Below are 12,169 nucleotides of genomic sequence, written 5' to 3'. Positions count from 1 at the left end.
GCACCATCGCGCGACACAGACAAGGACTCCATGATCCCCCTTTCCGTCCTCGACCTCGCCTTCGTACCCGAGGGAGCGACGCCTGCTGATGCCCTGCGCAACAGCGTTGATCTCGCTCGCCACGCCGAAGATCACGGCTATCGTCGCTTTTGGCTGGCCGAGCACCACAACATGATCGGCGTCGCCAGTGCGGCGACGGCCGTGGTGATCGGGCACGTCGCGGCGGGCACCCGTACGATCCGCGTCGGCGCGGGCGGCATCATGCTGCCAAACCACGCCCCCCTGGTCATCGCCGAGCAGTTCGGCACCCTGGAGACCCTGTTCCCCGGCCGGATCGATCTCGGCCTCGGACGTGCACCTGGCACCGACCCACGTACCACGCGCGCCCTGCGGCGCTCGCCCGACGCCGCCGATACCTTCCCGCAGGATGTGCTGGAGCTTCAAGCGCTCTTCGGCGATCCGCAGCCCGGACAGGCGGTGCAGGCGGTGCCCGGAACCGGACTGAAGGTGCCACTCTGGATCCTCGGCTCGAGCACCTACGGCGCGCAGCTCGCCGCAATGCTGGGGCTGCCTTATGCGTTCGCCTCGCACTTCGCACCGGAGCAGTTGCTGCCCGCGCTCGCCATCTATCGCGAGCGCTTCCAACCCTCGGCTCAGCTGAGCCGGCCACACGCGATGATCGGCGTGAACGTCGTGGCGGCCGAGAGCGACGCTGCGGCGCGCCGGTTGTTCAGCTCGGCCCAGCAGCAGTTCACCAACCTCGTGCGCGGCACGCGTGGCCTGCTACGCCCACCGATCGACGACATCGAGACTTATTGGGCTCCTCACGAGAAGGCACAGGCTTCACGGATGCTGGCCCGCAGCCTCGTCGGCTCGCCGGAGACCGTGCGGCAGGGACTCGCCGCGCTGATCCGCGAGACCGGCGCCGACGAGATCATGGTCGCGGCGGCGATTCACGACCAGGGCGCGCGGCAGCGATCCTACGCCATCCTGGCGGAGGCCCGCGACGCCCTCGGCGCTGCCCCGGCCGCCCTCGTGGCATGATCGGGGCGCCCGACCCTTGACAGCAGCGGGAGCGAGGCGTCTTGCTCCCGCGCTTGGCGACTCATGCTGCGGTGCGGCGGGTCCCAGACGGAGCGGACCGGGATCGGGCCGCGGAACCTTCGCGGCCGGCGGGCCGCCGGCTGCCACGGGCGGCTCGGCGCACGGCAGGGAGGCTTGAGAACGGCGCCGGACCCGGACGCTGCGGCTCGCCAGACCGGCGAGCGTCGCACCGGCCTTGGCGCCCGCGCAGAGCGGAGTGAAGAGCAATGGGTTACAAGGTCGCCGTCGTGGGTGCCACGGGCAATGTGGGCCGCGAAATGCTGGACATCCTGTCCGAGCGCGCCTTTCCGGCGGACGAGGTGGTGGCGATTGCCTCGCGTCGCTCGGCCGGCCAGGACGTCTCCTTCGGCGACAAGATCCTGAAGGTGAAGGCACTCGATTCCTACGACTTCTCCGACACCGACATCTGCCTGATGTCGGCCGGCGGTGAGACCTCGAAGGAGTGGTCGCCCCGTATCGGTCAATCTGGTTGCGTGGTGATCGATAACTCGTCGGCCTTCCGCTACCACCAGGACGTGCCGCTGATCGTGCCCGAGGTGAATCCGGAGGCCATCCATGGCTTCTCGAAGCTCAACATCATCGCCAACCCGAACTGCTCCACGGCGCAGCTCGTGGTCGCGCTGAAGCCCCTGCACGATGCGGCCACGATCAAGCGCGTGGTGGTGGCGACCTACCAGTCGGTCTCTGGGGCCGGCAAGGACGCCATGGACGAACTCTTCCAGCAGACCCGTTCGGTCTTCACCGCCGGCGAGATCAAGGCCGAGAAGTTCCCCAAGCGCATCGCCTTCAACGTCATCCCGCACATCGATGTGTTCATGGAAGACGGCTACACGAAGGAAGAGTGGAAGATGGTCGCCGAGACCAAGAAGATGCTCGATCCCAAGATCAAGCTCACGGCCACCGCCGTGCGCGTGCCGGTCTTCATCGGCCACGCCGAGGCGGTGAACGTCGAGTTCGAGCGCCCGATCACGGCCGAGCAGGCCACCGCGATCCTGCGCTCGGCTCCCGGCCTGATGGTCGTCGATAAGCGTGAGCCCGGCGGCTACATGACCCCCCACGAGGCGGCCGGCGAGGACGCCACCTACGTCTCCCGTATCCGTGAGGACGCGACGGTGGAGAACGGCCTCTCGTTCTGGTGCGTCGCCGACAACCTGCGCAAGGGCGCGGCGCTCAACACCGTGCAGATCGCCGAGATGCTGGTGAACCGGAAGCTCTTGAAGCGAGCGCAGGCGGCCGCCTGAGCTCGATAGCATCGGAGACCGGTCGCTGAATCTCAGGGGCCGACAGAGTTGCATTCAGCGCCGTCCCACCCCGTGGGGCGGCGTACGGCGTTTGAGGATCCGGCAACCTGAAGCCGCCAATTCTTGAATGTTTTCCCATACGGCCACGCGAGAAAGCAAGCACATAGCGCCTACAAGCGCGCCATGATGTGAGATCCCAAGTTCGCTCTCGGGAACGCTCAGCCAGAGACGGTTACCCGCTCGATGCTCCGCCACCGATCGCGAATGCCACGAATTTTCGCGATCGCACCCCTATCGCAAGGAATGCTTTCCCTTTCGCGCGGCATCTCGCTGTCTGCATCGCCCTCAACGAGATTGGGTTAGGCCCCGGAGATCTGAGCATTACTGAGACCGGTCTGACTTAGCAGTGACGTCCGGCAAAACGCTTTACAGCAGCATATACGCAGCCGACGTCGCCTGCTCGCCCAGCCTCTCCGGCAGCGAGACGGGAAAGCGTCCGTCGTGATCCTGCGCCGATGGAAAGCCGAGACCATCGTTGCATCGCCGCGAGAGCCCTGCTGGTCGTCCGGACACGACCCGTCCTGACGGCGATGATGGCTCATCGGTCGGCCTGAATTCGTGCCCCCTCGGCCTCCAAGGCCGCCACATCCCCACCGCTGATCGCCGGCAAGCAGCGTGTGATCCGCTCAGGCGTCCAGTCCTACCACGCCACGGCGAGCAGCCGTTCCGCCACCTCCGGCGGCACCCGCATCCGCACGACGGTGGCCGGGTTGCCGGCGACGATGGCGTAGGGAGGCACGTCGCCAGTCACAACGGATTTCGCCGCCACCACGGTGCCGGTGCCGACGGTGACGCCCGGCAGGATGGTGCAGTCGTAGCCGAGCCAGACGTCGTGGCCGATGATCGTATCACCGCGATTCGGGAAGTCGGTCTCCTCGGGAAAGTGCCCGGTCCAGGCGCCGCGGAAGATGGCGAAGGGATCGGTCGAGGGGGCTCCGAGGAAGGCTCGGGTCTGCGGTGGTCGTCATGGAGGATCGAACCGCCTGTGATCGCATGCCCGTCGAGAGGCTCCTTGTCATTCCGGGGCGCCGGAGGCGAGCCCGGAATCCAGAGCAGTCGACCGTGTCAGGCCTTGCACCACCGGCGGTTCCGGATTCCGGGCTTCGCTGCGCAGCCCTGGAACGGCACGATGGCTCGTCCGCTCTCGTTCCACGACGCGACGCCGGCCGCGACCGGATCGGCCGAAACCGCTTGAAAACCGCGGCGAACCAGCCTACTTTGCGATTATCAGTTCTGGTTGCAGTTGTGAGACTGCGGTTCGGGAGTGGGCCCCACCGGGTCCGCTCTTTTTTATTGCCGCAATGCCTCCCGCGCCGGATCGCCTCGGACAAGGCCGGACTTCAAGCGCAGCATGGCGGACCATTCCAACACCGACGCGTCGCACAGCGACCTCACCGAGAAGCGCCTGATCACCGAGACGGGCGTGGCTGCGCGGGTGGTGCAGGTGATCGAGGCCTCGATCCAGGGCCTGGGCTACCGGGTGGTTCGGGTGAAGGTGTCGAGCGCCAACGGCTGCACGGTGCAGATCATGGCCGAGCGGCCGGACGGCACCATGACGGTGGACGATTGCGAGGCGGTGAGCCGGGCGATCTCGCCGCTCCTCGACCTCGACGACCCCGTGGGCAAGGCCTACTACCTCGAAGTCTCCTCGCCGGGGATCGACCGCCCCCTGGTGCGGGCCGTCGATTTTGCGCGCTGGGCCGGCTACGAGGCCAAGGTGGAGCTCGCCGTGCCGATGGATGGCCGCAAGCGCTTCCGGGGCATCATCGGCGCGCCGAACCCCGACGGGCTCACGGTGCCGATCGACCTGCCCGACGTGAAGGAGGGCCTGCCGAGCCGCATCGACCTGCCGCTGCGCGACCTCGGCGACGCCTACCTCGTGCTCACCGACGAACTCGTGCGCGAGTCGCTTCGCCGCGGCGGTCCGCCCGTCCTGGACGCGGACGACGATGACGAAGAGTCGGATGAGATCGAGGCGGAGGCCGAGTTGCCCCCCGCTCCACTGAAGAAAAAGGTGACCCGGCCCCTGAAGCCGAAGGCCTCGCAGAGGCCCAAGCCCGTCAAGGTCGAGACCGAGGAAAGCCTCGCCATCAAGGCGAAGAACAAGGCCAAGCCCGTCCGCACCAAGGCGGTGCGGGTGAAGGAAGATGGCAAGCTCCACTAGTTTTTCCCCCGATCTCCCGGTGCCGCCGTGGCCCGGGATGCGGGATGTGAACGCCCTACGACGAAGAGAAGGACGAAAACCGATGGCCGTCGTCAGCGCCAACAGGCTCGAACTCCTGCAGATCGCCGAAGCGGTTGCCCGCGAGAAGGTGATCGACCGCTCCATCGTCATCGACGCGATGGAAGAAGCGATCGCCAAGGCCGCGCGCTCCCGCTACGGGGCCGAGACGGACGTGCATGCCGAGATTGACCCCAAGACCGGCGCCCTGCGCCTGTCGCGCCACCTGGTGGTGGTGGACCAGGTTGAGAACGATGCTCGAGAGGTCACCCTCGACCAGGCCCGCCGCTACAACCCCGGTGCCCTCGTGGGCGACGTGATCTCCGACACCTTGCCGCCCTTCGATTTCGGGCGCGTCGCCGCTCAGTCGGCCAAGCAGGTCATCGTGCAGAAGGTGCGCGACGCCGAGCGCGACCGTCAGTTCGACGAGTACAAGGACCGGATCGGCGAGGTCGTGAACGGTCTCGTGAAGCGCGTCGAGTACGGCAACGTCATCGTCGACCTCGGTCGCGGCGAAGGCATCGTGCGCCGCGACGAGATGATCCCGCGCGAAACCTTCCGTCCGGGCGACCGCATCCGGTCCTACCTGTTCGACGTGCGCCGCGAGGTGCGCGGGCCGCAGATCTTCCTCTCGCGCTCGCACCCGCAATTCATGGCCAAGCTCTTCGGCCAGGAAGTGCCGGAGATCTACGACGGCATCGTCGAAGTGAAGGCGGTAGCCCGCGATCCGGGCTCGCGCGCCAAGATCGCGGTGATCTCGCGGGACGGCTCGATCGACCCAGTCGGCGCCTGCGTCGGCATGCGCGGCTCCCGCGTCCAGGCGGTCGTCGGTGAGCTTCAGGGCGAGAAGATCGACATCATCCCGTGGTCCGAGGACCAGGCGACCTTCATCGTCAACGCGCTGCAGCCGGCAGAAGTGGTCAAGGTGGTGCTGGACGAGGAGGCCGACCGTATCGAGGTGGTGGTACCCGACGACCAGCTCTCGCTGGCGATCGGCCGCCGCGGCCAGAACGTGCGCCTCGCCTCACAGCTCACGGGCTGGGATATCGACATCCTCACCGAGGCCGAGGAGTCGGAGCGCCGTCAGAAGGAATTCGCCGAGCGCACCGCGATCTTCATGGAAGCCCTCGATGTCGACGAGACCGTGGGGCAGCTCCTGGCAGCGGAAGGCTTCCGCAACGTCGAGGAGATCGCCTACGTCGAACCGGGCGAGCTCGCCAACATCCAGGGCCTCGACGAGGAGAGCGGGACCGAGATCCAGGCCCGCGCCCAGGATCACCTCGCCCGCGTCGAATCGGAATTCGATGCCAAGCGGCAGGAACTCGGCGTCCAAGACGAGTTGCGCGAGATCGACGGCATCACCACGCCCATGCTGGTGGCGCTGGGCGAGAATGACGTGAAGACGATCGAGGACCTCGCCGGCTGCGCTACAGACGATCTGGTGGGCTACACCGAGGGGCGTGGCCCCGAGGCCAAGCGGCACGCAGGCTATCTCGACGGTTTCGAGATTTCGCGGGCGGAGGCGGAGGCCATGGTCATGACGGCCCGTGTCCATGCCGGCTGGATCGAGGCACCGGCCGAGACCGAAGCCGCCGAGACCACCGACGAAGAACCCGCTTCGGCCTGACGAAGCGAATCATTGCGCCCCGCGGTCGTCGATCGCGGGGATATGTTCCGTTCGACGAGAGACTCCCACGCCGCATGACGGGCGAAACCGCAGACGTGACTGACGCCGCTGCAGAACCGGATCCAAGCACGCTGCTCGATCCGGGCCTGGGGCGAGGTCGTGCCAATGCTCTGCGCACATGCCTCGTCACACGCGTGGCGCAGGCGCCATCCGGCTTGATCCGCTTCGTGCTCGGACCCGACGGCACCGTGGTGCCGGATCTCCGAGCCCGCCTGCCGGGCCGGGGCGCCTGGCTGACTCCCGCACGTGCGGTGGTCAATGAAGCGGTGAAGCGGCGTGCGTTCCAGCGCGCCTTCAAGAGCAAGGATGCAGTCGCATCCGATCTCGCCGACCGCATCGCGGAGGGTCTGCGCGCCGACCTGCGTCAGTCGCTGTCCCTGGCCAACAAGGCCGGATGCGTCGTCGCGGGCTTTGCCAAGGTGGAGTCGGCCATCGGCGACAAGGCTGGCGTCGCGGCAGTGATTCAAGCGTCCGACGGCAGCGCCGACGGACGGCGGAAAATCGTCGCGGCATTGCACCGGCGACATGGCAGTGCCATATCGTGCATTCCCGTCATCGATGACCTGTCCAATGAAGAATTGGACATGGCCTTGGGTCGGGATCATGTGATACATGCGGCTCTCGTCGCAGGAGTCGGAGCTTCCGGCTGCCTTGCGCGTTGGCGTCGGCTCCGCTCCTTCGAGGGTTTGGCGACGACGGCCGAGGAGGCCGGCTCCGCCCGCATTGGGCAGGCCGTTTCCGATCTGCACGACGATTGAAGTGACGGATCTACCCGGCGCACAGCAGTTTGCCGGTTCACGGGACGATGGAAACCCTCAGGGTTTGGACTGAATGAGCGATACGAACAATCCGGGCGACAAGACGCAGGCGAGACCCCCTTCGAAGCCGCTGTCCTTGAAGCGTCCGATCGAGCAGGGAACGGTGCGTCAGAGCTTCTCCCATGGCCGCACCAAGCAGGTCGTGGTCGAGACGGTGAAGCGCCGTGTCATCGGTGCGGCTCCGGCTGCCCCGGCGCGTGAGACGACGCCCGTCGCCCCTGCGACGCGGGTGGCCCCGCCCCCGCCGCCAGCGGCTCCGCGCCCGGCCCAGCGCTCGGCGAACGGCGTCGTCCTGCGGACGCTCAGCGAGCAGGAGCGCGATGCCCGCGCTGCCGCCCTCGCCGACGCCCAGCGTCGCGAGACGGAGGCCCGCAACCGTGCCGAGGCGGAAGCCGCTGCGGAGCGTGAGCGCCTGGCTGCCGAGCAGCGCGAGCGTGAAGCGGCCGAGGCCAAGAAGCGCGAGGAAGAAGCCCGCCGCCGCAAAGAAGAGGAGGAGCGTCGTGCCGCCGAGGAGGCGCAGCGCGCCGCCGAAGCTGCGGCGCAGGAGGCAGCCAAGGAACAGGCTGTGCCGGCCTCTACCCCGACGGTGTCGAAGACCGCCCCGATGCCCGCGGCTCCGACGATCGTTCGCTCGGCGCCCCCCGCAGCCGCTCCGGCGGCAGAGCGTCCCGCCGCTGCCGCTGCGCCGGCCCGTCCGGCAGCAACAGCAACTCCCGCCCGTCCGGCTGCCCGCCCGCCACTGACGGCGCGTCCGGCTACGGCAGAGCCGCGCAAGACCATCACGGCGGACGTGCGCAAGCCGCGCGATCTCAACTTCATGGCTCGTCCCGCTCCGGCGCCGGAGCCTGAGCCCACCGCCCCGACGGCCGCCACGGCCGCTCGCCCGGCCGGTGGTGCCACGCCGGCCCGCACGGCGGGTCGTCCGCAGGCTGCCGAGGAGGAGAGCGAGCAGAAGCGCGTGATCCGCCGCCCGGGCATGCCGCTCAAGATCATCACGCCGCCCAAGACACCGAAGCAGCCGGGTGGCGACCGCAACCGCGGCCGCCTCACGATTGCTACCGCCACCTCGGGTGAAGACGAGCGCACGCGCTCCGTCGCCTCGTTCCGCCGCCGCCAGCAGCGCATGAGCGGAAACCGGCAGGTCGAGCAGAAAGAGAAGCTCTCCCGCGAAGTCATCATCCCGGAGACGATCACGATCCAGGAACTCGCCAACCGCATGTCGGAGCGAGCGGTGGATGTCATCCGTCTGCTGATGAAGCAGGGCGAGATCCACAAGATCACCGACGTGATCGACTCGGATTCAGCGCAGCTGATTGCCGAGGAACTTGGCCACACCGTGCGCCGCGTCGCGGAGTCGGACGTCGAGGAAGGCCTGTTCAGCGACGAGCCCGAGCTGGAGGAGGATCTCGATCCGCGTCCCCCGGTCGTCACGATCATGGGCCACGTCGACCACGGCAAGACCTCGCTCCTCGACGCGATCCGCAAGACCACCGTCGTCTCCGACGAGGCCGGCGGCATTACGCAGCACATCGGTGCTTATCAGGTTGCAGCCCCGAGCGGCGACATGGTCACCTTCATCGACACCCCCGGCCACGCAGCCTTCACCTCGATGCGCGCCCGCGGCGCCAAGGTGACGGACATCGTCGTGCTCGTGGTGGCGGCCGATGACGGCGTCATGCCCCAGACGGTGGAGGCGATCTCCCACGCCAAGGCGGCCGGCGTGCCGCTCATCGTGGCGATCAACAAGATCGACAAGCCCGAGGCGAACCCCCAGCGGGTGCGCACCGAGCTGCTGCAGCACGACATCCAGGTCGAGTCCATGGGCGGCGAGACCCTCGAATTCGAGGTTTCGGCCAAGACCGGCGACGGTCTGCCGGAGCTTCTCGAGGGCCTGCAGCTCCAGGCCGAAATCATGAACCTGCGCGCCAACGAAACGCGTGACGGTGAGGGCACGGTCATCGAGGCCAAGCTCGATCGCGGTCGCGGCCCGGTGGCGACGGTCCTGGTCCAGCGCGGCACCCTGTTCACCGGCGACATCGTCGTGGCCGGTGCCGAATGGGGCCGCGTGCGTGCCCTCATCGACGACAAGGGCGAGAACGTGCCCTACGCCGGACCGTCGGTCCCGGTGGAGGTGCTCGGCTTCAACGGCACCCCGGATGCGGGCGACCGCGTCGTGGTCGTGCCGAACGAGGCGCGGGCGCGCGAGGTCACCGAGTACCGGGCTCGCCAGAAGCGTGAGCGCCTGGCCGCGCGCACCGGCGGTGCCAACCGCTCGCTCGTGGACATGATGCGCGACCTGAAGGAGGGCGCCGGCCGCAAGGAACTGGCGCTCGTCGTCAAGGGCGATGTGCAGGGCTCTGTGGAGGCCATCAACGGCGCGCTGGAGAAGCTCGGCAACGACGAGGTGTCGGCGCGCATCCTGCTCGCGGGCGTCGGCGGCATCACCGAGTCGGACATCACCCTGGCGGAGGCCTCGAAGGCCGTCGTCATCGGCTTCAACGTGCGGGCCCACAAGGAAGCGCGCGAGTCGGCCGAGCGGAACGGTGTCGAGATCCGCTACTACAACATCATCTACGACCTCGTGGATGACATTAAGTCGACCCTCTCGGGCATGCTGCCGCCGACCCTTCGCGAGGAGCGTCTCGGCGAGGCCCAGATCCTGCAGATCTTCGACGTCTCGAAGGTCGGCAAGATCGCCGGTTGCCGCATCACCGACGGTGTGGTCCAGCGCGGGGCGCATGTCCGCCTGATTCGCGACAGCGTGGTCATCCACGAGGGCAAGCTCGCCCAGCTGAAGCGCCTGAAGGACGATGCGAAGGAAGTCACCGCCGGTTACGAGTGTGGTATGTCCTTCGAGAACTTCCAGGATATGCGGGCCGGCGACACCATCGAGTGCTACCGGGTCGAGGAGATCCGCCGCACGCTCTGAGCGGTTGATTCGCTTAGAAATACCAGCGGGGTCGCGACGAGGTCGCGGCCCCGTCGTGCATTTCGGAGCCCGCACGCGTCTCTTTCGCGGAAAGACGACGCGGAAACTGACGCGACGGGCCTATATCCCGGACGGCGAACTGCGCTAAGAGGGTCGCCTTCGACGTCCGCTTCGTTTCAGCCGGCTCGGCGTTTCCGTGCGGCGGCACCTCGATGTTCCGTTTCAGCGACGCATCGTCCGCGGCTTCCGGCGCGCCGGTGTCGAACCGTTTCGACGAGAAGACGATCAGAACCCGACATGGCCCAGAGACAGACTCCCACCGGACCCTCGCAGCGCCAGCAGCGCGTCGCCGAGCTGATCCGCCACGCCATCGCCGAGGTTCTCCAGCGCGGCGATATCCAGGACCCGGTGCTGAGCGCGCACGTCATCACCGTGCCGGAGGTGCGGATGTCGCCGGACCTGAAGCTCGCCACCGCCTACATCATGCCGCTCGGCGGCCTCGATGAGGCGCCGGTCCTGGCCGCGCTGGCGCGCAACAAGAAGGCGCTGCGCCAGGAGGTCGCCCGACGGGTGAACCTCAAATACGCCCCCGACCTGCGCTTCCTGCGCGACGAGACCTTCGACGAGGCCGACCGGATCGACGCCCTGCTGCGGACTGATAAGGTGCGCCGAGACCTCGAATCGCCGGATGCGGAGAAGGACGACGGCGCCTCGGACCCCGATGCCGCCTGACGCGCAGCGCGCTTGAGCGGTGCAGGGTCTCCGGCCCGCGGCGGCGGAGACACCGAACAGCGAACCCCGACCGGGACGGATGACGGCGCAGGACGTGCCGCCCGCCCCCTATGATCATTGACCGAGGACCCCCATGATCAACGAACCGACCGTCGAGCGCACCGAGGGCTCAGCGCTGCCGAATCCGGCGGACCGGCCCGTGGCCGCCGAGGGCCGGCGACCGCCGCGGGGCGCGCCGCGTCCCGATCGGCCGAAGCGCCGCGACGTCAACGGCTGGGTGATCCTCGACAAGGGCGTCGGCATGACCTCGACCCACGCGGTCGCGGTGGTGAAGCGCGCCTTCAACGCCAAGAAGGCGGGCCATGCCGGCACCCTCGACCCCCTGGCCTCCGGCATCCTGCCGATCGCCCTGGGCGAGGCGACCAAGACGGTTCCGTTCGTGATGGACGGGCGCAAGGCCTACATCTTCACCGTGACCTGGGGCATCGAGACCGACACCGACGATGCCGAGGGCCGGCCGGTGGCCACCAGCGAGGCGCGCCCGACCCGGGAGGCCGTCGCGGCGGCGCTGCCGACCTTCATCGGCGCCATCGAGCAGGTGCCGCCGCGCTACTCGGCGATCAAGATCGCGGGCGAGCGCGCCTACGACCTCGCCCGCGACGGCGAGGAGGTCGTGCTGGTGGCCCGCCCGGTCCAGATCGACCATCTCGCGGTGGTGGAGCACAGCCCCGAGCGCACGGTGATCGAGGCCGCCTGCGGCAAGGGCACCTATGTCCGCGCCATCGCCCGCGACCTCGGCCGCCTGCTCGGCTGCTACGGCCACGTCTCGGCCCTGCGCCGCACCCGGGTCGGCCCCTTCACGGAAGCGGATGCCTGCCAGGTCGCCGCCCTCGAGGAAGCCGGGCCGGACGGCAATGCCGGCCATCTCCATCCGGTCGAGACCGCCCTCGACGCGGTCCCGTCGGTGCCGGTCTCCCGCGACATGGCCCTGCGCCTGATGCGCGGCCAGCCGGTGATCCTGCGCGGGCGGGACGCCCCGGTGGAGGGCAAGGCCTTCGCCACCTGCGGCGGCATCCTCGTGGCGGTGGGCGATGTCGAGCGCGGCGAACTGGTGCCGCACCGGGTGTTCCACCTCGGCGGAACGGCCAACCGCCCGGCCTGAGCAGGGCGTTCGCCCCCTCCCCCCGGAGAGGGTGGCCGCGGGCGCGCATAGCAGCGGCACGCGCAGGCCCCCTCCTTCGTCCGGCGACCGCCCCGCGCCGCCGGTCCCCGTCGCCGCCCCCGAGCGCGGATCCCGAAGGGACGCGCCGCAGGCGTGCCATCCCGGGCTCCGCCGCGCGGCCCCGGGGCCGACGCGACGCGGCTCCGTCGTCCGAC

At 68.6% G+C, this 12,169-nt stretch carries 8 protein-coding genes and 1 pseudogene; 8 read left to right on the top strand and 1 reads right to left on the bottom strand.

What is annotated here, in order from left to right; translation table 11 throughout:
* Positions 1 to 30: 30 nt before the first annotated feature.
* Both ASF58_RS05450 and ASF58_RS05445 read left to right on the top strand, forming a co-directional pair.
* Entirely contained in the window at positions 31 to 1,044 is a 1,014-nt protein-coding gene (locus ASF58_RS05450; RefSeq protein ID WP_055948926.1) for an LLM class flavin-dependent oxidoreductase, read from the top strand.
* 266 nt (positions 1,045 to 1,310) lie between these two features.
* Positions 1,311 to 2,345 (top strand): aspartate-semialdehyde dehydrogenase, encoded by a 1,035-nt coding sequence (locus tag ASF58_RS05445; RefSeq protein ID WP_055948190.1) that lies wholly within the window; start codon positions 1,311 to 1,313, stop codon positions 2,343 to 2,345.
* A gap of 598 nt (positions 2,346 to 2,943) precedes the next feature.
* Here ASF58_RS05445 and ASF58_RS27595 read toward each other — a convergent pair.
* A pseudogene (locus tag ASF58_RS27595) lies at positions 2,944 to 3,261 on the bottom strand (chloramphenicol acetyltransferase); the annotation flags it as partial.
* Between the two features lie 495 nt (positions 3,262 to 3,756).
* Here ASF58_RS27595 and rimP point away from each other — a divergent pair.
* The 6 genes from rimP (at position 3,757) to truB (ending at position 11,954) form a co-directional block, all read left to right on the top strand.
* A complete protein-coding gene (gene rimP / locus ASF58_RS05440; RefSeq protein WP_055948187.1) occupies positions 3,757 to 4,569 on the top strand; it encodes a ribosome maturation factor RimP in 813 nt (270 codons plus the stop codon).
* 82 nt (positions 4,570 to 4,651) lie between these two features.
* Positions 4,652 to 6,253 (top strand): transcription termination factor NusA, encoded by a 1,602-nt coding sequence (gene nusA / locus ASF58_RS05435; protein ID WP_055948184.1) that lies wholly within the window; start codon positions 4,652 to 4,654, stop codon positions 6,251 to 6,253.
* Between the two features lie 74 nt (positions 6,254 to 6,327).
* Positions 6,328 to 7,071, top strand: a complete 744-nt coding sequence (locus tag ASF58_RS05430; RefSeq protein ID WP_055948181.1) for an RNA-binding protein — start codon at positions 6,328 to 6,330, stop codon at positions 7,069 to 7,071.
* A 73-nt stretch (positions 7,072 to 7,144) separates the two neighbouring features.
* Positions 7,145 to 10,060, top strand: coding sequence for a translation initiation factor IF-2 (gene infB, locus ASF58_RS05425; protein ID WP_055948179.1), 2,916 nt, complete (start codon positions 7,145 to 7,147; stop codon positions 10,058 to 10,060).
* Between the two features lie 297 nt (positions 10,061 to 10,357).
* On the top strand, positions 10,358 to 10,792 hold the full coding sequence (gene rbfA, locus ASF58_RS05420) for a 30S ribosome-binding factor RbfA (RefSeq protein ID WP_055948176.1): 435 nt from the start codon (positions 10,358 to 10,360) through the stop codon (positions 10,790 to 10,792).
* 133 nt (positions 10,793 to 10,925) lie between these two features.
* On the top strand, positions 10,926 to 11,954 hold the full coding sequence (truB, locus tag ASF58_RS05415; RefSeq protein WP_082512830.1) for a tRNA pseudouridine(55) synthase TruB: 1,029 nt from the start codon (positions 10,926 to 10,928) through the stop codon (positions 11,952 to 11,954).
* Positions 11,955 to 12,169 lie beyond the last annotated feature (215 nt).

The sequence above is a fragment of the Methylobacterium sp. Leaf125 genome (genome assembly GCF_001423085.1).
Classification (GTDB): Bacteria; Pseudomonadota; Alphaproteobacteria; order Rhizobiales; family Beijerinckiaceae; genus Methylobacterium.
Note: the sequence above shows the minus strand (reverse complement) of the source record. Positions and strands in the feature narration are given on the sequence as shown.